General features: G+C 62.8%; 21 protein-coding genes and 1 pseudogene. 9 read left to right on the top strand and 13 right to left on the bottom strand.

The annotated features are described in order from the left end of the window. Positions 1 to 140: 140 nt before the first annotated feature. Positions 141 to 755, top strand: coding sequence for a TetR/AcrR family transcriptional regulator (locus IB262_RS06755; protein ID WP_034789290.1), 615 nt, complete (start codon positions 141 to 143; stop codon positions 753 to 755). A gap of 57 nt (positions 756 to 812) precedes the next feature. Here IB262_RS06755 and IB262_RS06750 read toward each other — a convergent pair whose 3' ends face one another. The 5 genes from IB262_RS06750 to gstA form a co-directional block, all read right to left on the bottom strand. Beyond that, positions 813 to 1,331 carry a DUF1697 domain-containing protein gene (locus tag IB262_RS06750; protein WP_060516230.1) on the bottom strand — a complete coding sequence of 173 codons (519 nt, stop codon included), beginning with the start codon at positions 1,329 to 1,331 and terminating at the stop codon, positions 813 to 815. A gap of 70 nt (positions 1,332 to 1,401) precedes the next feature. After that, the gene (locus tag IB262_RS06745) at positions 1,402 to 3,510 is read right to left on the bottom strand and encodes a S9 family peptidase (protein ID WP_034789294.1); all 2,109 of its coding nucleotides are present in this window, start codon (positions 3,508 to 3,510) and stop codon (positions 1,402 to 1,404) included. A 147-nt stretch (positions 3,511 to 3,657) separates the two neighbouring features. Then, the gene (locus tag IB262_RS06740; RefSeq protein ID WP_112975647.1) at positions 3,658 to 3,870 is read right to left on the bottom strand and encodes a 4-oxalocrotonate tautomerase family protein; all 213 of its coding nucleotides are present in this window, start codon (positions 3,868 to 3,870) and stop codon (positions 3,658 to 3,660) included. 9 nt (positions 3,871 to 3,879) lie between these two features. Further along, on the bottom strand, positions 3,880 to 4,275 hold the full coding sequence (locus IB262_RS06735; RefSeq protein ID WP_112975646.1) for a nuclear transport factor 2 family protein: 396 nt from the start codon (positions 4,273 to 4,275) through the stop codon (positions 3,880 to 3,882). Continuing rightward, on the bottom strand, positions 4,272 to 4,889 hold the full coding sequence (gene gstA / locus IB262_RS06730) for a glutathione transferase GstA (RefSeq protein WP_348646546.1): 618 nt from the start codon (positions 4,887 to 4,889) through the stop codon (positions 4,272 to 4,274). The genes IB262_RS06735 and gstA overlap by 4 nt, the downstream gene beginning before the upstream one ends. Positions 4,890 to 5,023: 134 nt before the next feature. On the opposite strand from gstA, the gene IB262_RS06725 reads away from it, so the two are divergent. Then, a complete protein-coding gene (locus IB262_RS06725; protein WP_060584291.1) occupies positions 5,024 to 5,425 on the top strand; it encodes a helix-turn-helix domain-containing protein in 402 nt (133 codons plus the stop codon). A gap of 3 nt (positions 5,426 to 5,428) precedes the next feature. On the opposite strand, the gene IB262_RS06720 is transcribed toward IB262_RS06725, so the two are convergent. Continuing rightward, positions 5,429 to 6,349 (bottom strand): LysR family transcriptional regulator, encoded by a 921-nt coding sequence (locus tag IB262_RS06720; protein ID WP_034789469.1) that lies wholly within the window; start codon positions 6,347 to 6,349, stop codon positions 5,429 to 5,431. 147 nt (positions 6,350 to 6,496) lie between these two features. On the opposite strand from IB262_RS06720, the gene IB262_RS06715 reads away from it, so the two are divergent. The 3 genes from IB262_RS06715 (at position 6,497) to IB262_RS06705 (ending at position 8,170) form a co-directional block, all read left to right on the top strand. Continuing rightward, on the top strand, positions 6,497 to 6,769 hold the full coding sequence (locus IB262_RS06715; RefSeq protein ID WP_112975645.1) for a DUF2798 domain-containing protein: 273 nt from the start codon (positions 6,497 to 6,499) through the stop codon (positions 6,767 to 6,769). A 164-nt stretch (positions 6,770 to 6,933) separates the two neighbouring features. Beyond that, entirely contained in the window at positions 6,934 to 7,299 is a 366-nt protein-coding gene (locus tag IB262_RS06710; RefSeq protein WP_112975671.1) for an SH3 domain-containing protein, read from the top strand. Between the two features lie 112 nt (positions 7,300 to 7,411). Further along, complete coding sequence (locus tag IB262_RS06705; RefSeq protein ID WP_112975644.1) at positions 7,412 to 8,170, top strand: class I SAM-dependent methyltransferase; 759 nt, start codon at positions 7,412 to 7,414, stop codon at positions 8,168 to 8,170. Positions 8,171 to 8,234: 64 nt separating this feature from the next. Here the strand turns inward: IB262_RS06705 and IB262_RS06700 are convergent, their stop codons facing one another. Then, entirely contained in the window at positions 8,235 to 10,394 is a 2,160-nt protein-coding gene (locus IB262_RS06700; RefSeq protein WP_192356856.1) for a right-handed parallel beta-helix repeat-containing protein, read from the bottom strand. A 166-nt stretch (positions 10,395 to 10,560) separates the two neighbouring features. Next, positions 10,561 to 11,399, bottom strand: a pseudogene (locus IB262_RS06695) (SDR family oxidoreductase). 130 nt (positions 11,400 to 11,529) lie between these two features. Here IB262_RS06695 and IB262_RS06690 point away from each other — a divergent pair. After that, complete coding sequence (locus tag IB262_RS06690; RefSeq protein WP_034789314.1) at positions 11,530 to 11,886, top strand: helix-turn-helix domain-containing protein; 357 nt, start codon at positions 11,530 to 11,532, stop codon at positions 11,884 to 11,886. Between the two features lie 61 nt (positions 11,887 to 11,947). On the opposite strand, the gene IB262_RS06685 is transcribed toward IB262_RS06690, so the two are convergent. Then, positions 11,948 to 12,826, bottom strand: a complete 879-nt coding sequence (locus IB262_RS06685; RefSeq protein WP_034789472.1) for a VOC family protein — start codon at positions 12,824 to 12,826, stop codon at positions 11,948 to 11,950. Between the two features lie 300 nt (positions 12,827 to 13,126). Between IB262_RS06685 and IB262_RS06680 the strand changes: the two genes are divergently transcribed. Together IB262_RS06680 and IB262_RS06675 are read left to right on the top strand one after the other, a co-directional pair. Continuing rightward, a complete protein-coding gene (locus tag IB262_RS06680; protein ID WP_029742913.1) occupies positions 13,127 to 13,549 on the top strand; it encodes a universal stress protein in 423 nt (140 codons plus the stop codon). A gap of 65 nt (positions 13,550 to 13,614) precedes the next feature. Then, complete coding sequence (locus IB262_RS06675) at positions 13,615 to 13,959, top strand: TraR/DksA C4-type zinc finger protein (RefSeq protein WP_060516223.1); 345 nt, start codon at positions 13,615 to 13,617, stop codon at positions 13,957 to 13,959. 2 nt (positions 13,960 to 13,961) lie between these two features. Here IB262_RS06675 and IB262_RS06670 read toward each other — a convergent pair whose 3' ends face one another. Next, a complete protein-coding gene (locus IB262_RS06670) occupies positions 13,962 to 14,432 on the bottom strand; it encodes a GNAT family N-acetyltransferase (RefSeq protein WP_029742915.1) in 471 nt (156 codons plus the stop codon). A gap of 243 nt (positions 14,433 to 14,675) precedes the next feature. Between IB262_RS06670 and IB262_RS06665 the strand changes: the two genes are divergently transcribed. Next, positions 14,676 to 15,332 carry a hemolysin III family protein gene (locus IB262_RS06665; RefSeq protein ID WP_029742916.1) on the top strand — a complete coding sequence of 219 codons (657 nt, stop codon included), beginning with the start codon at positions 14,676 to 14,678 and terminating at the stop codon, positions 15,330 to 15,332. Between the two features lie 7 nt (positions 15,333 to 15,339). Here IB262_RS06665 and IB262_RS06660 read toward each other — a convergent pair whose 3' ends face one another. From IB262_RS06660 to IB262_RS06650, 3 genes are all read right to left on the bottom strand, one after another. Then, on the bottom strand, positions 15,340 to 15,864 hold the full coding sequence (locus tag IB262_RS06660) for a hypothetical protein (protein WP_192493485.1): 525 nt from the start codon (positions 15,862 to 15,864) through the stop codon (positions 15,340 to 15,342). Between the two features lie 105 nt (positions 15,865 to 15,969). Further along, positions 15,970 to 16,377, bottom strand: a complete 408-nt coding sequence (gene msrB, locus IB262_RS06655) for a peptide-methionine (R)-S-oxide reductase MsrB (protein WP_060516222.1) — start codon at positions 16,375 to 16,377, stop codon at positions 15,970 to 15,972. 85 nt (positions 16,378 to 16,462) lie between these two features. Continuing rightward, positions 16,463 to 18,055, bottom strand: a complete 1,593-nt coding sequence (locus IB262_RS06650) for an EAL domain-containing protein (RefSeq protein ID WP_112975641.1) — start codon at positions 18,053 to 18,055, stop codon at positions 16,463 to 16,465. Positions 18,056 to 18,088 lie beyond the last annotated feature (33 nt).

The following is an 18,088-nucleotide window of genomic DNA, read 5'->3' as shown; positions in this document are numbered from 1 at the left end:
AGACGACTTGCGGTATACTATTGCTAATATACTAAATTAGTGTCGAAAAATCAGTGACTTACTGGCTTGCAGCCGCCGCTGCGCTAGGAGCTGGCCACCGAGTAATTGCTGGAAACCGTACCAATGGTAGGGAGCAGCTAATGCGAAAGGGTGAGGAAACGCGCGCCAGAATCCTCGACGTCGCCGAGGCGGCGGTGCTTGCCAAGGGTTTCGGCGCGACTTCGATCGACGAGCTGATCGCCGAGACCGGCATCACCAAGAGCGGATTCTTCTACCATTTCCGCGACAAGAACGAACTCGCGCGGGCTCTGCTCGAGCGCTACATCGAGAACGACGAGCGCATCTACGACGAGATCTTCGGCCGCGCCCATCAATTGTCAGACGACCCGCTGCAGGCTTTTCTTCTGGGACTGAAGATGCTGTCGGAAATTCTCGCTGACCTGCCGAACGGCCATCCCGGCTGCCTGGTCGCGGTGATGTGCACGCAGGAGCGTGCTTTCGATCGCGAGATCCAGGAGATCAACCGGCAGGCGGCGCTGATGTGGCGTCGGCGTTTCGGCACGATGTTCGAGGCGATCATGCAAGTCTACCGGCCACGCGAGCCGCTCGACGTCGACCAGCTGGCCGATATGGTTTCGACCGTGCTTGAAGGCGGCATCATCCTGTCGAAGGCGCTGAAGCAGCCTGAAAGCCTGCCGCAGCAGCTGCTCGTGCTCCGATCCTTCGTCCGGCTGCTGTTCCAGCCGGCAGCCTGAGCAATTCCAGGAAAAGTGTGGCGCGGTTTTCCGTCCGGAATGGCGCCTTGCGGTGCGTCAACCTTCCATCTCAAGCGCCAAGGCAGCAAGCTTGCGCACCGTGTTGAGGTTGCGCGCGGTGCCTGGCTTGGCGGCCGGCAGCTTGAACTTCGAACGGCCGGAGCCGTTCGGGAAGTGGATATAGATCTCAGCTCCGGCAACCTGGGCTTCTTCGCCATCGGGTGCCACGAGTTTGTCGAGCGCGTCTGATGGTGCCGGCTCGCGCAGGAAAACGACAAGCAGCAGATTGGGCTTGGCGTCCGGGAAGGGGGCCTGATCGGCGATCGCCTGCAATTGCGCGCCGGTCCTGATCATCACGCCTGGCGCCTTACCGAGCTTTTCCTGAAGTGCGCTGTCCAGCATTGCCGCCGCGTCTGCCGCCGGCAGATCGGAGCGGAACAGCACGTTGCCGCTCTGGATGTAGGTCTTGACGTCGGCAAAGCCGAGCCCCTCGCAGATCGCCTTGAGGTCGGCCATTGGAAGCGATCCCGTACCACCGACATTGACGGCTCGCAGCAGGGCGACGTGGACGGGCATGGCGGGACCTTTCACATCAGGTGGCAATGGGAGGAGAAAAACGCAAACAGGTTTCCTCATCCCGATCCGTTTACATCTTGCCGGCGACCTTGATGGCAAAGGCGTATTCGAAGGCGATCTCCTCGAGCCGCTGGAAGCGACCCGAAGCGCCGCCATGGCCGGCGTCCATGTTCGTCTTCAACAGGATCGGCGCGCTGCCCGTCGTCTTCTCGCGCAGCCGCGCGACCCACTTCGCCGGCTCCCAATAGGTGACGCGCGGATCGGTGAGACCGCCGAGTGCCAGGATCGCGGGATAGGACTTCGCCTCGACATTGTCGTAGGGCGAGTAGCCGGCGATGATGTCGTAGAACTCGCGGCTCTCGATCGGGTTGCCCCATTCCGGCCATTCCGGCGGGGTCAACGGCAGGGTGTCGTCGAGCATGGTGTTGAGCACGTCGACGAAGGGTACGGCCGCGATAACGCCGGTGAACTTCTCCGGCGCCATATTGGCGATCGCGCCCATGAGCATGCCGCCGGCGGAGCCGCCTTCTGCGACGATCTTCGCGTAGGACGTGAACTTCTGTTGATTCAGATAGTCAGCGGCCGCTATGAAATCCTTGAAGGTATTGGTCTTCTTGGCCATCTTGCCGTCTTCGTACCAGGCAAAGCCGCGATCCTTGCCGCCGCGGATATGGGCGATGGCATAGACGAAGCCGCGATCGGCCAGCGACAGGCAATTGGTGTTGAAGCCGGCCGGAATGGTGATGCCGTAGGCGCCATAGCCATAGAGCAGGCAGGGCGCCGAACCGTCGAGCGGCGTGTCCTTGCGGTAAAGCAGCGTCACCGGCACTTCGGTGCCATCCCAGGACGGCGCGAAGACGCGGCGGGTGACATAGTCGTCCGGGTTGTGGCCCGAAGGCACTTCCTGGGTTTTCAAGAGCGTGCGCGCGCGCGTCGCCATGTCGTAGTCGAAGAGCTGCGACGGCGTGGTCATCGACGAGTAGGAGAAGCGGATGACGTCGGTGTCGTATTCGGCAGCACCGGAAAGGCCGAGCGAATAGGCCTCTTCGGCAAAGGCGATCGCGTGCTCTTCGCCGGTCTTGCGGTCGCGGATGACGATCTCCGGCAGGCCTTCGCGGCGCTGCAGCCAGACGAGGTGGCGGGCATAGGCCATGTGGCTGAGGATCAGTGTGCCGGGCTTATGCGGCACCACCTCGCGCCAATTCTCCTTGCCCGGTGCCGTGACCGGCGCTTCGACGATCTTGAAGTCCTTGGCGCCGTCGGCATTGGTGAGGATGTAGAAGACGTCGCCGCCTTCGGTCATCGCGTATTCGAGCCCGGTGACGCGCTCGGCGACGAGCTTCGGCTCAGCCGTCAGATCCTTTGTCGAGAGCAGTCGGTATTCGCTCGTCTCGTGATCGTGGATGTCGATGTAGATGAAATCGTCGAGCAGCGAGCCGCCGACCGACATGAAGAAGCCGGGATCCGTCTCCTCGAAGACCAGCCGGTCGTCGGTCTGGGCGGTGCCGAGGATATGATGGAAGATCTTCGACGGGCGGTGGTTGTCGTCGAGCACTGTGTAGAAGAAGCTCTTGCCATCGGGCGCCCAGGCGCCGCCGCCGCCGGTGTTCTCGATCACGTCTGCCAGGTCTTCGCCAGTTGCGAGGTCGCGCACCCGAAGCGTGAAATACTCCGAACCCTTGTCGTCATAGCCCCAGATGCCGAGGCTATGGTCGGTCGAATGGTCGAGCCCGCCAAGGCGGAAATAGGCCTTGCCTTCGGCTTCCTTGTCGCCGTCGAGCAGCAATTGCCGGATCGCCTCGTCCTTGTGGTCGCCGTCACGGGGAATGCGGAAGTAACGCGGCTGCTCGCCGCCGGTGACATAGGCATGGCCGTAGGCGAAGGGACCGTCCTTGACCGGGATCGAGCTGTCGTCCTCCTTGATCCGGCCGCGCATCTCGGCAAACAGCGTCTTCTGAAGTGCCTTGGTGTCATCCATCGCCGCGTTCATGTAGGCGTTTTCGGCCTCCAGATGCTTGCGGATATCAGGATCGAGGATCGAGGGATCCTTGAACATCGCCTGCCAATTGTCCGCGCGCAGCCAGGCATAGTCGTCGGTGCGGGTAATGCCGTGGCGCGTGTCGCTGACCGGCTTCTTTGCGGCGACGGGAGCTTTGGGGAGGTTGCTGAATACGGACAAGATACGTCTCCGGGATCAATGCGGCGGGAGACAATGAGATAGAGACCCTGTCGAAAGCGATCAAGCGCAATCGACCTGCGCGCGGATCACCGCGGCATCGGGTGGGCGGCTGCCCCTTCCATCGTGGTGGGTAGGGGCAGCGTGTTGCTACGATTTTTCGCCGACCTTTCGCCGGTACGCATCAACCGGCAATCCACCGACGCCCCAGTCTTCGAGCGCCACTTCGTCGATGACAACGAAGGTGGTGGCCGGATCCTTGTTGAGCACGGTGTGAAGGAGATCGGTGACGCCCTTGATCAGGGTTGCTTTCTGCTCGGACGTTGCACCCTCGCGGGTGATCTTGATGTTTACGTAGGGCACAAGCTTCTCCTATTGCGCGGATGCGATGTCGTAATGGAAGACCTTGGCGATGATCTGCCAGCGGCCGTCAAGAAAGACCAGGGACAAAAAGTCGGTGAAGGCCTTCTCGCCGATGGCGCATTGCACCTTGGCAAATGCGGTTACGGGGCCGGCGAACTCGATGGAAAGAATACGGTCGATGCGCGCTTCGTCTCGGCTTTCGGGCGAGGGACGTTTTTCGACGATCGGAAAGTACCTGTCCATGTCGAGTTCGAGCAGGGTTCCGTCCGTTGCGGTCGCATAGAGCGCCTTCGGGTGGAAGACTTGCCTGAGAATGTCGGTGTCGCTGCGATAGAGCCCGTCGAAGTAGCGTTGCAGGACGTCGACGATGGCTGCGAACTGCGGATCCTTCGGTGACGCGCTCATGCCGCGACCAGGCCTTCCGCCTGCATTGCGCTGCGCACGGCAGGACGTGCGCCGATCCGTTGCATGTAGGCTGCGAGATGCGGCCATTGCATGAGCGCGATCCCGGTGCCGCTGCTCCAGTTCACGACCGTGAAGAGATAGGCGTCGGCGACGGAGAAGACCTCCCCGAGCAGGTAAGGGCGCCCGTCCGCGAGCAGGCTTTCGACATGGGTCAAGCGTTTCGCCACCTGCAGCGTGGCTGCCTCCTTTGCATCGGGGGATGCGGTCGGGTCGAACAGCGGCGAGAAGGCCTTGTGCAGTTCCGATGAGATGAAGTTCAACTGTTCCTGAAGGCGGGTGCGCGCCAGCGTGCCGTTTTCAGGCGCAAGTTTCGCCGCCGGAAAGCGATCGGCGATGTACTGCACCACAGCAGCACCTTCGGTAACGACCTCGCCGCTTTCCAGCACCAGCGCCGGTACGTAGCCCTTGGGGTTGACCGCCTTGTAATCCGCACCGGTCTCGGTGCGATGAGTCTTGGTATCGACCCGGACGATCTCGAAATCGGCACCGGCCTCGTGCAGGCTGATATGGGGGGAAAGCGAACAGGCGCCGGGGGCGTAATAGAGCTTCATCATCTGGTTCCTTCTGAAATGATTGTCCGTTTGTCGAGGACGGCGGAACCTAAGCGGAAGCGGTAACCTTTGTATATCAGATAACCTTATGTTACCTCCCTTTCCGGTTTCCCGGCGGTAACTGGAAAGTTTTGCCCATGAGCTTGAAAATTCGGAAAAATCGGGCCGCGGCCTTGCCGCCGAACTGCCCGGTCGGCGAGTGCATGGTGCTACTCGGCGGCGCATGGACGCCGAACATCCTCTGGTCCTTGAGCGCCGGACCGCGCCGCTTCAGCGAACTGAGGATCGACGTGCCCGGTATTTCGGCAAAGGTGCTGAGCACTCGGTTGAAGGAACTTGAGGAGAAGGGTGCTGTCGAGCGGCGGATCATGCCGACGTCGCCGCCTTCCGTGGAATACAGCCTCAGTGAGCTCGGCGCGGAGTTCATCCCGGCCATCCATGCCATCGTCGAGGTCGGCTATCGGCTGAAGCAGCGGCGAGGCGTCGAAGTCGTGCGCAAGGAAACGGCTGCCGCTCCGGTCCCCGTCACCGGTGGGTAAGACCTACCAGCGCCCCTTCAGGCTCTGCACCGCATGCTCGATGAACGCGCGCACCTTCGGCGTTTGCGCCTGGCGGTCGGCAAAGCAGGCATAGAAATCGAAGGGCTCGTGGTCGGTGCTGGCCAATCCCTCCTGCGGCAGTTCGCCGAACAGCGGCACCACCAGCCCGCGTTCGATCAGCGGCGCTGCGATGAAGGCGCCGAGCCGGGTGATGCCGGCGCCGGCGATCGCCATCTCGGCGAGCGTGTCGATATCGTTGCTGACGATCGTCGCCTTCAGTTCCGGCTCGAAGCGCAGGCCGTCGCGGGTAAACGCCCAGCGAAAGATCCGGCCATGCCCCGCATAGCGGTAGACGAGGCAATCGTGGTGCACGAGATCTTCGGGTTGCTGCGGGCGGCCGCGTCGCTCCAGATAGGAGGGGGCTGCACAGATGATCATCGGCACGGAGGCAAGCTTGCGGGCAATCAGCCCCTGTTCGAGCTGCAGGCCGAAGCGCACGCTGATGTCGATGCCTTCGCCGATATGATCGATCTCGCGGTCGGTGACGACGAGCTCGATCGAGACATCCGGATACCGGGCGGCGAAGGAGGGGACGAGCGGCGCCACCACATGACGACCGAAGGCGACGGATGAGGCGATCTTGAGCGGCCCGCGCGGCTCGGTGCTGAGTGCCGAAACGGCGGCGGCTGCAAGCTCCAGCTCGTGTACGACGCCGCGCACCCTCTCGTAGTAAATCCGCCCGCTCTCGGTCAGGCCCAACTGGCGCGTGGTGCGGCTGAGCAGCCGGCTGCCGAGCGTTCGCTCCAGGCGGGCAATGTTCTGGCTCGCGGAAGCGGGTGTAATCCCGAGCTTTCGTGCCGCCGCGGCGATGCTGCCTTCCTCGACGCTCCTGACGAAACTCTCGACGCCGCGCAAAGTGTCCATAACCCAAACCATCGAATGGAAACATCTATTCGATGGTTTTGCCTGTTTCTGAACAAGGCTGCAATGGCCTACCTGGCTGCGACGCGATCCGTATAGTGCGGCCAGAAACGAGGGGGTGGTTCCCTCGATCAAACCAGGAGACTTCTGATGGAAGACACCCTATCGGCGCCGCGGCTCGCGCGCAGCCGCAAGCTGCCGCCGCGTGCGGCCCCCGTTGCCTTCGCCTTCTTCATGTCGGCGATCATGGCGTTCCTGATGTGCTGCGTCATCATCGGCGTCAACACCGGCATCGACGCCGGCTACCCGGCCCGCGTGCTCGGTTCCTACGCGCTCGCCATGCCCGTCGCCTTCATCTGCGTGCTCATGGTCCGCCCCGTGGTCGCGCGGCTGGTCGGCGTCGTCTGCCGCCTGCCGGGCTGACAAGACCCCGTCCCGGAAAACCGGGGCGGGCGGCATGCCCACGTCGTCATGGGATAAGGGGCGCTCTCGTCGTGAATCCATTCAGTTGCAATTCAGCCGAGGGGTCGCATTCTGTTTTCTGCCGCAACGACTGGCGGTCTGATCAAGGGGCAATGGAGATGGGCATGTTGAACAAGCTGGTGCAGGCGGCCATTCTGGCCGGGGCGCTCTCCACCGCACTTCCCGCTACCGCAAGCACGTTCGCCGCCTGGGAAGTGTCCGGGGTCGACTGGAACGACGTGCTCAACGCGCGCGCCTGGCCATCCTCCTCCTCGGCGATCCGCGCCGGCTATCCCAACGGCACGAAACTGCAGATGACCGGCCGCTGCATGAACGGTGTCGATCTCAAGCGCATCGCCCGCTGGTCGGCTTCGGCCCAGCGCCAGGCCGTGCGGGCCACTTGGTGCCAGATTTGGCACGATCCGCAGCGCAGTGGAAACTGGCAGGAGGGCTGGGTTTACGGCAAGTTCATCCGGCCGGCGCGCTTCTGACACGTTTGGGCGGTGACGATAAAGCGTCGGCGTGGCTGGCAAACAACAGCCCTGGTCGCATACTCCCGTATAAAGCACAGCGTTGCTTTGTTTTATCGGGAGCAGAGGTATCGTGAACAATACCTATGGCAGACTTGCCTCTCATGTTTATAATTTAGACAAATATATTGGAAAGTCCTTCGGCGACATCGAGTATTATCGGCAGAGGCTCGAGGGCTATCGTGGGCCGATCCTCGAACCAGCCGTCGGCAACGGCCGAGCGCTGATCCCGTTGCTGGAGGCCGGTTTCGATGTCTGCGGGTTTGATGCCTCGCAGGACATGCTCGACTATTGCCTCGCCCAATGCGCCGGCCGCGACTTGGCGCCGGCCCTGTCTCGCCAGACCTTCGAAACCTTCACCTATGCAAAGCGCTTCGATGCGATTGTCGTACCCGCCGGTTCGTTGCAGCTGATCGCCGATCATGCAGCGGCATCAGCCGTGCTGAAGCGCTTTTACGATCACCTGGCGCCGGATGGTCGGTTGATCTTCGATCTTTACCCGGGCGACATGGTTGCCGACCTGCAGCCGAATATCCGGAGCTGGCAAACGGAGACGGGCGACCTTTTGACCCTGACCAGCCAGCGTGTGAAGACCGACATCATCGGCCAGACGACCGTTTCCCACCTGCGCTACGACCTCTGGCAGGAGCGACGGCTGGCGTCGAGCGAGCTCGAATTCTTCACCATGCGCTGGTGGGGCGTTCAGGAAATGGCACTGACGCTGCAAGCAGCCGGTTTCGCCGATATCGTCGTTTCCGGCGATTATGCCTTTGGTAGAGTTCCACGAGATGGTGACCACGTGGTCACCTTCGAATGCCGACGCCCGGTATAGATCGCGCGGCGAAGCAAACCGGACAAAAGAGCCACGCCCGGTCGCCCGGGCGTGGCTTCGGCTATCAGCGGCAACGGGCCGCGGCGTTGCCCTGATCGAGCTTCACGCCGTTGACGGTCAGCACCGAACCCGGCGACTGGGTGATCGTCCCGGCCGACCAGCCGTTGTCGAGCAAGCAATCCTTCGGCGTGTTGCTCACGCTGACATTGCCGGTGATGTCTTCGGTCGGGCCCGAGAAGTAGAGGCCCGCCTTGCCAGCTTTGTCGACGGTCATGTTCTTCAGCACGACGTCGCGCACCGGTCCTCCAAGGAACTCGAACTCGTTGCCGTAGATGAAGGCGCCATAGGTGCCGGCATTCGTTACCTTGACGTCCTCGAGCGAAATCCCGGAGACGGGATTGAAGAAGATGCCGGCGTTGCGGGTACCGTCGACGGTCAGTCCTTTGACGTTGACGTTGGTGGTCGTCGCATCGAGGTTCGGGCTCGAGACCAGCATCAGACCGTTGATGCCGCCAAAGAGCCGCATGTCGTTGATCGCGACGTTGGAGGTGCCCTGCAGCACAACGAGATCCATGTCCCGGTCCTGCTTGGCATTGTCGACCGTTACACGGTTGAGCCTGACATCCTTGCCGGCGACGAGCAGCACGCCTTCGCGGCGGGAGTTGCTGATCGTCACCTTGTCGAGCGTGACGTTCTGCGTGCCGGTGACCAGTTCGTAGTCTGTCCGTCCGACCTTCCTGAACTCGCCGCCGGCAAAGACCCCATAGGTGACCTTGTCGATGACAGTGTCGCGCACCGTCACGTTTCGGCTGCCGACGGAGCTGACGGCGGCATAGGGCGCCTTGTTGGGGTTGTAGATCGAGAATTCGCAGGTCGTGTTGTTCTCGCAAATGTAGAGGTCGTGGATGCGGCTGTCCTGAACCAGCGCGCCATTAACGCGCGTGAAGCGAATGCCGTCGTGGTTGGTGGCGCCAATGTCGACCTTGTCGACGGTGACATCTGCGGTATTCGTGGCCGAAATGCCGGCTAGGCCGCCGCGGACCGAAAGCGACGAGATGGTGCTGCCCGACGCCATGGCAATCACGTCCTGGGCCGGGTTGTAGCCGGTGATCGTGGTGGCCGCACCCTGATTGACGAAGGTTGCGGTCGCGCCGCTGCGCGCGCCGCTAACGGCAATTGCGCCGCCGCCGCCAAGGAGTGTCTGGCCGTTGCCGAGTGCGAGTGTGCGGTCGAGACCGAGGTTGCCGTCCGCGAGGATCAGCGCGTCGGCGCCGGCAGCCCCGATCAGGGCGTTGATGTCGGAGGCATTGCCGGAAGCCGAGGAAACGGTCACCACCCGGCCGGCGTTACGGCCGGTGCCGGCAAGCTGCGCGGCCTCGACATCGCCGGTGGCGCCTGCATGGGTGCGGATGCGGGTGGCGCGCTCGACACGCTGGGTCATCGGATCGAAGGCATCGGCGGTCGAGCCGGTCGCGCCGAACGGGATGCGCAGCCGTGCCATGACGGCGCCCTTCAGCTTGTCCTCGTTGTCATAGGTGCCGGTCACGCCGAGCGAGACGGTCGATCCCTCGGAAAGGCCCGGCAGGTCGGCAAAGGTCAGTTCCGCACGCAGCTTGGCGCCGAACATGTCGCCGAGGTTGCGGCCGCCATACCAGTAGCTGCCGCCGAAAACCTTCAGCTGAACGTTGGAGTCTTCCGCAAAGACAGGCAGGCGCCCGCCGATTTCGGCGTCGATGCCGCGCCGCGCCCGTTCCTTGCCTTCCTGGAAGACGAGCACGTGGTCGCGCACATAGGCGGCATTGAAGGCGCTCAGCGTCTTGGCGCCGGTCAAAGGCAGATAGAAGTTGCTGCGCATTTCGAGGTCACCGCTGAGCGCCTCGAGGCCGAAGGACAGCTGGCTGAAGGCGTTGCCGTGGTCGCTCTTCAGATAGTCGTAGTAGCCGTAGCCGCCGATGACCCATTGGTCGTTGGCGCGGAAACGATAGCCCACGCCGACGGAGCCCTGGCGGACGGAATCGTTGGCAATGGCCCCGCGTGTATCGATGAAAATCGCATCGCCCGAATCGAGCACGAAGGGGAGGAAAAAGCCGCCGCCGGCAGCTGACCCGCCGCTGAAGAAGCCGCCTTCGATTTCCGCCTGCGGACGAAAATCCACCGCCAGCGCGGGGCTCGAAAGAAGGGTGCTGCTCGCCAGGGCAGCCGCAAGAAAATTCTTATTTTTCATATTATTAACTCCGCATGAATGCGACCTTGGGCGAGGCCGATTGGGCATGCGGTTAAAATATGTGAGTATAACACTCAAGTTTATTGATCGGTTGTCTGGGAACTATCCAGCGGCGTGTTGACGCAGGCCGCCCGCGCGGGAACGAGCGGCCATCGTCCGGGTTCGGTCAGGCCCTGAGAGCCTCGGCATTGTCCTTGGCGTAGGTTTCCAGGCTACGCGGCTCGTGGCCTGTCAATATCTTTACGTCGCCGGTAGGGTTTTCCACCCAGCCTTCGCGCACGGGATGGAAGATCGACGCGAGGAAGCGGGCGTAGTCCTCGGGCACCCCGGCGCCGACCAGCACGCCGACGAAGGTCTCGTCATCGACAGGCGTGTAGGCGATGGGCTTAACGGTCACGCGTGACAGGTCGCTGCCGCCTCGCCGTAGCTCAGCGCTTCCGGCCCGGTGAGGTTGAAGGCGCGGCCGTTGAAGGCTTCGCTGGTCAACGCTGCCACGATGCTTTCGGCAATGTCGCGTGTATCGATGAAGCTCGTCCTGCCTTCGGCCGCCGGAACCGCGATCGCGCCGTGGCGGATACCCTCGATCCAGTAGCTCTGGAAATTGTCGGAGAACCAGTTTGGCCGGAGGATGACGAAGGGTGTTCCGGTTTTCTCGAGCTGCAGCTCAAGTTGGCGATAGGGGATGTTGTCGTCCGCATCGACGCCGATGACGGTCATCAGCACGACCTTGATGCCGCGCGCGGCAGCGGCGGCCATGATCGGTCCGACCAGCCCGACCGGGTCGAGATATCCCGCCGGTGTCAGAACGAACAGGCGGTCGACGCCGTCGAGCGCCGGGCCAAAGGTCGTGGCATCCTCGTAGTCGAAGGCGACGGCTTCCGCGCCATCAACGGCTGTCGCCTTTCGGGACGCAGCCCTGACCGTTTCGCCACGCGCGACCAGCGCCCGTACCACCTTGCTGCCGATCGTCCCGTTCGATCCAAGAACCAGAATCTTGCCTGCCATCACCGTTCTCCTGAGTATCCAAATGAAACCATGTTGCGGATGGATACTGGATATTGGTCCGGGAAAATGCTGTAAAGGAGGCAGTTTTTGGTGACATGGTTTCCGCCCGGAAACCGCGATGGGGTGCCCGATGGAGTACGACGTCTATATCCAGACCTGTCCGACCCGCCTGGTGCTGGACAGGCTTGCCGACAAATGGGCCGTGCTGGTGCTTGGAAAGCTCGATGAACAGCCGGTGCGCTTCAACCAGTTGAAGCGCGAGATCGACGGCATCTCGCAGAAGGTGCTGTCGCAGACCCTGAAGAAGCTGGAGCGGGACGGGCTCGTCAGCCGCAGCGTCTTTGCGACGGTGCCGGTGACCGTGGAATATGCGATCACTCCGCTCGGTCGCACGCTGACATCGACGGTCGCGGCGCTGACGCGCTGGGCGGAGGAGAACATCGAGGCTGTGCTGCAAGCCCAGCAAAAATACGACCGCAGCGCCTGAGGCGGCTGCGGCCGGCAAGTTTGCCACTGGCGCAAAGGCGCCTGTGGCCTGGGAGAGAGGATCAGGCGACGAGCTTGAGGCCGATGCCCCAGGGGTCGACGAGGCTGTGGCCATTGCCGTTGCGGCTGACAGCGATTTCCAGCGTATCGAGCTTCGCGAGCGCCGCTGTGAGCTCGCCCGGCTCCTTGTACTGGATCGTATAATCCGAAAGTCCGGTCATGTGGCCTTCGCGCTTCGGCGCACCCCGCGAGTTCCAGATATTGGCGGCGACGTGATGGTGGTACTTGCCCGCGCCGAAGAAGCTCGCGCCGGGATAGCGTGCCATCAGCCCCAGGCCCAGCACGTCGCGGAAGAAAGCATCGGCCTGAGGAATATCGGACACCTGCAGATGGATATGGCCGATGGCCGTCCCGTCCGCCATGCCGCCCCAATTGTCCTTGGGTGCTTCGTCGTAGAGCGCCTGCAGATCGAGCGGCAGCGTATCCATGCCGACGGTCCCATCCGGCTTAAACGTCCATTCGCTCCGCGGTCGGTCGCGATAGACTTCGATGCCGTTGCCTTCCGGATCGGCGAGGTAAATCGCCTCGCTGACCAGGTGGTCGGACGCGCCCTGCAGCCTGATATTGTTGTGCGCGATATGGGCGAGCCAGCGGCCGAGTTCTTCGCGGCTCGGAACAAGAAAGGCGTTGTGGAAGAGGCCAGGCGCGTTGCGTGGCGCCCGCGCGGCGTTGCCTTCGGTCGTCAGCGTCAGCAGCGGGTGGCCATTGACGCCCAGCGTCTCGCCGCTCTTGCTCGCTTCGATCGGGCTCAGGCCCATGATCTTCTGATACCAGGCGGACACGGCCGGCAGATCCTGGACGACCAGATGCGCATGCTCGACATGCGCGGGCATGGCAAGCGCATGGTCGGTTGGCATGTCGAAAGTCTCCTGCGAGGTCATGTCTGTCTCCTTGGCATCGAAGCTACGGCCGGTTCGCCGTTTCAGTTTCATCGAAACTGTTGGGAATATGGGCCGCCTCGTTCGTTCACGGAAGCCTGTCAGTCACTTGATGTTGTGTTCGACGCGCGTTGACAGTGGTTGTCGTCGCCCTACCTCATTTCGAGTGGGGCCATGCGCGCGCAGCGCTTTCGATTTGATTTCAATCAAAGCCGAAGATGCCGTCGAGGCGCAATCTTGAGACGAGGGATTGGCCTGTGGCAACAGCCTGGCGATCCGCGTGGGCAACAGAAGGAGTACAGCATGTACAAGAAGATCATCGTCCCGATTGCCATGGATCAGCTCGAACACGGCGAGTCCGTGCTCGGCATTGCCGAAAAGCTGATCGATGAGGGGGGCGAGATTATCCTGCTGAACGTCGTCGAGGATCTGAACGCCTATGCGCAAGGCTACATGATCGTGGATTTCCCGCTGGAAATGGTCGAGGAATCCCGAAAGCAGGCGTTAAAGACGCTCGAGGCGCTCAAAACCAAGCATGGGATCAAGGGCCGCATCGAAATCCGCACCGGCGGGGCCGCCGGCACCATTAACGCCCTTGCCAGCGAAGAAAACGCCGATCTCGTCATCATCGCGTCCCATCGGCCGGGTCTCATCGACTACTTCATCGGATCGACGGCAAGCCGGGTCGTCAGCCATTGCCCCTGCGCCGTTCTCGTCGACCGGTAAGCCACGAACAACAAGAGCGCATGCGGCGCGAGACCTTCGCGCCGCCACCGCCAAGGAGTCTTCAGATGGACAAACATGGGCTTGACGACTTTCACGACCGCCTGACACGCCGCAAGGCGGAGCTGCAGGGGCGTCTGGTCAGGATCGAGCACGATCTCGATGAGCCGATGAACGCTGATGTCCCGGACCGGGTGACCGAGCGGGAAGGGGACGAGGTTCTCGAAGGCCTTGGCCTTGCGGGCCAGGAGGAGATCCGCGCGATCGATGCCGCGCTCGATCGGATCGCCGCCGGCACCTTCGGAACCTGCGTGCGCTGCGGCCTGCCGATTTCGGCGGCGCGCCTGCAGGCTGTGCCTCATGCGCCACTCTGTCAGGAGTGCGCGGCCGAGGTCGCCAGCGGCGGGCGTTGACGTCAGGCGGTCGGACCGCTCGCCAAATCCACTTTCAGTCGGGGAAGGAACCGCCCGGGGATCACGCTCGACGCGACGACCCCGTCATCGACCGCGCCCATGCGGCGGTAAAAGTCGGCAGCGCCGGGATCCGCATCGATCGTCATGACCGTTGCGCCGCGCTTGCGGGCGGCTGCGACGCACCAGTCGAAAAGCTGCCGGCCAATGCCTGCCGCCCGTGCTTCCGGCTCGATGAACAGCTTGTCCAGTTCAACCACCTGTCCGCTCCCGCGGACCTGCGCCAGGCCGAGGATGCGCTCGCCTTCCATGGCGACCTGAAGCTCCGAATCCATCCAGTCGTCGGCTGTGAGCGTCAAAGCCGCCCGGCATGCCTCAAGGAAGGCGGCGTCATAACCCCAAACGGCCTTTGATCGCACGCAGAGGTCGCTGAGCGCGGCCGCCTGATCCGGCTGAGGGCTACGCAAGACTGACATGATGATCCTCCCGATCGCATCCTTCGGCCGTTCATGTGGTCATCGCCGTGGCCTTCGGCAAGTCTCCCGTCAAACTTCTCAGACCGGTCATGCGATTGTTGTAATGCGTTGCAAAAGTTGATGCTTTTGCCACGTCCCTGCTTCTTTGCCGCGGCGCGGCCTTGTGGCAGGATGGTGGAAACGTTGCGGTGCGATGGGGCATGCGCGCCGCCGGAGAAGAAAAGGCTCGGGGAGAGGGAAGACGTGGAATTCGCAGGCGTCAAATGGAACTATGACCGTTCGGAACTGATTGCCGACGGCATCGTTCACGGCATCGGCCTGGCGGCTGCCTTGGTTGGCGTGACCGCGCTGATCTTCTACGCAACGCTGTGGAGCACGACCGGCCAGCTTGCCGCCGCCGCCGTCTATGGCGCGGGGCTGCTCGCGACCCTCTCGATCTCCTTTCTTTACAATCTTTACCCGGTTTCGCGCACCAAGTGGTTCCTGCGCCGCTTCGACCACTCCTCGATCTTCGTGCTGATCGCCGCGACCTATACGCCCTTCCTGCAGCGCGGCCTCGATGATCCCTTCCTGTTCGTGATGCTGATCGGCATCTGGGCGATCGCCGGCCTTGGCGTTGCCATCAAGTGCTTCTTCCCCGGCCGCTTCGACCGGCTGGCGATCCTGCTCTATCTCGCCATGGGCTGGAGCGGCGTGCTCGCGGTTGGCCCGCTGCTGTCGGCGCTGACGGCAACGACGCTCGTGCTGATCCTGATCGGCGGTATCATCTATTCTGCCGGCGTGATCTTCCATGTGTGGGAAAAGCTGCGCTTCCAGAACGCCATCTGGCATGGCTTCGTCGTAACCGGAGCGGCGGTACACTATTCGGCCGTGCTGACCTGTTTCAGCGCCGCGTCCTGAGCGGGGATCAGTTTGGCGCTTCGCCGGCGGCCGCGGCGACCGGTGGATGCTGGCAACCTTCTGAAGGTCTCAACGCCTCCGCCATGCGCGAAATCACGCCATCGAAGCTGGTGAGCCGGGTCTTGCGGTACTGCAGGCGGAAATAGGCGGCACTGCCGTCACAGAGCGCGATCGCGCGGGTGTAGAACACTTCGTTACCGCGCGCGCCCGAAAAACTCGCCCAGGCGGCCGTCACACGCGAATAGGAAATCCGCCAGTCACCCTCCCGCTCGTAGCCCATGCGGTCGTTGATGTCGGTCTCGAAGTCACCGTCCATGAGTGTGCTGCCGAAGACCGAAAGGGTCGCGCCGTTGTCGTTGGCGTGAAAACTCGCGCCATCGCCATTGTCGCCCTGGCTCTGCAGTTCGAACCCGGGGGGAATGTCGAGCACGTAGCCAAAGCGTGCGTTGGCGTAGGGAACCCAATCCTCGGCCGCCGCCGCCGTCAGGGCGGAGGGGAGCAGCAAGGCGAGGGCAGTCAGGATGCGTAGCATGCGGACCTCCTCTCGCTTGCTCGATCTATTGCTTCTAGCGCCGTTTGCGCCATGGTGCCGTTCCCGGCGGAACAGCACCCATGCCACTCCTTCCGCGCCCCGGTGTCAATCCTCGGTAAACGTCATGGCATGGCCGTTCAGGCAATAGCGGAGCCCCGTCGGCGGCGGGCCGTCGGGAAAGACGTGGCCGAGATGCGCATCGCAATCGGCGCAGCGGATTTCCGTGCGCACCATGAAATGGGAGCGGTCCTCGATCTCGCGGATCGCCTGATCGTCGACCGCGGCGAAGTAGCTCGGCCAGCCGCAACCGGAATCGAACTTGGTGTCGGAGCGGAACAACGCCCGGCCGCAACAGACGCATTCGTAGGTGCCCGTCTGTTTGTTGTTGAGGAACGGACCAGTGAACGGACGCTCGGTGCCGTGCTGTCGCGTGACGCGATACTGCTCCGGCGAGAGCTGTGCCCGCCACTCCGCATCGGTTTTCACCACCTTCGGCGTCTTTACGGTCGTCATGAAAGTCTCCTGTCGTTGCGGCGACTATATAGGAATGCAGGACCGCGCGCGCAAACATCACCAGGCCGCGTCCGCGTGAAGGGCCTCAAGCGATTTCGCGGCGGATCACCGCCGGCCCGGCCCCGAGCCTGCGTTTGCTGTCATTGTAGAAGGCAATGAACTCGGCCGCCGGTAGCGCCTTGGAGAACAGCCAGCCCTGGCCGTATTGCACGCCGCGCCCAATGAGATAGTCGGCCTGTTCCTGCCGCTCGATCCCCTCGGCGACGATGTAGAGATCGAGCGAATTGGCGATGTCGATGATATGCGGCGTGATCGAGCTGGTGGCCGAATCGGTGCCGACCGTATCGATGAACGACTTGTCGATCTTCAGCGCATCGAGCGGTAGCTCCTGCAGGTATTGCAGGCTCGAATAGCCGGTGCCGAAGTCGTCGATGGCCACGGAGTGGCCACGCCGGCGCGCCTCCTCGATCGTCGCCCGGGCGGATTTGACGTCCATGAAGCCGCGTTCGGTTGCCTCCAGCCAGATCTGTTCTGTAAGCACGCCGGTGTTTCGAAGCGCCGTCTCGATCACCGGCAGGATGCGCCCGGATTTCAGGTCGTCGGCGGCGAGGTTGATCGCGATGTGCAGCGAGCGGTCGGCGACGAGCACGCTCTTCAATTCGGCGACCGTCGCATAGAGGACCTGATCGGTGATTTCCTCGATCAGTCCGTTTTCTTCCGCAAGAGGGATGAAGAGATCTGGCCGGACCATCTGCCCATCCGGTCGCCGCCATCGCACCAGGGCCTCCGCACCGACGCAGATGCCGGTCTTGAGCTCGATCAGCGGCTGGTAGTGGACGATGAACTCGCGCCGCTGCACGGCAATCGAAAGCTCGCCAAGCGGCGACAGACGACGCCGGGATAGCCAGACGACAAGCCCGACCATCAGCGCCGCGACCAGCGCCCCGCCTGGTAAGAGCAGCAGGCGTTCCCGATCCATGTCGCTTAGAATGGCGATGCTGGGCGCAGTGGCAACGGCGATCCAGTTTGCGTCCCGTGATGTTGCAAAAAGGTCGTCGGCGTTGCTGCCGGTCTTCGGAAGATCGGCGAGCCGTTCCGTCAGCGACGGGTCAGGATCGTTGAGGGTGCTGACCAGCACGCCGTTTTTGGTGGCGACTGCAAGCCGGGTGCCGGGCTCGGCGATCACGTCGACGAACCGGACCGGGTTGGTCAGCACCGTGTAGGAGCGATACCGGAACGCCGTCATGGGCGCGCCGGTGCTGATCGTCGGATACATCCGCGGGATGACTTCGACGCCGTTGCTCGCAAAGAAATCGGCAGGCGGCGAGCGGGTGAGCCGACGCGGCGGGTAACCCCACGAGGTGCATCTGAGCAACCCGTTCTCGAAGTAGCCGATATCCTCGATGGCGGTCGTGTTGACGACGAGGGAGCGCAAGGCTGCGATATGCGTGGCCATGCATGGCGGCATATCGAACCGGTCGGCCGTCTTCAGCGCCCGGGACGCTTCTCCGAGCGCGGCGTCTGCGCGCATGATGGCATAGTCGGCCAGGCGGGCGAGCCGGGCCTGTTCGCCGCGCACGGCGATCGACCAGGAAAGATAGTAGGCCGCAAGCATCGGCAGGATCGCGCCGAGGGCGGCCAGGATACTGGCGATGACGACTATGCGAGATCGTTCCAAGCGGGTCCCGCCCTATTCGAGATAGTGATGTTC

Origin of the sequence: Ensifer sp. ENS02 (genome assembly GCF_014851885.1) — a bacterium.
In the GTDB taxonomy this organism is placed as follows: domain Bacteria; phylum Pseudomonadota; class Alphaproteobacteria; order Rhizobiales; family Rhizobiaceae; genus Ensifer; species Ensifer adhaerens.
The sequence above is the reverse complement of the archived record's forward strand: the minus strand, read 5'-3'. Positions and strand labels throughout refer to the sequence as shown.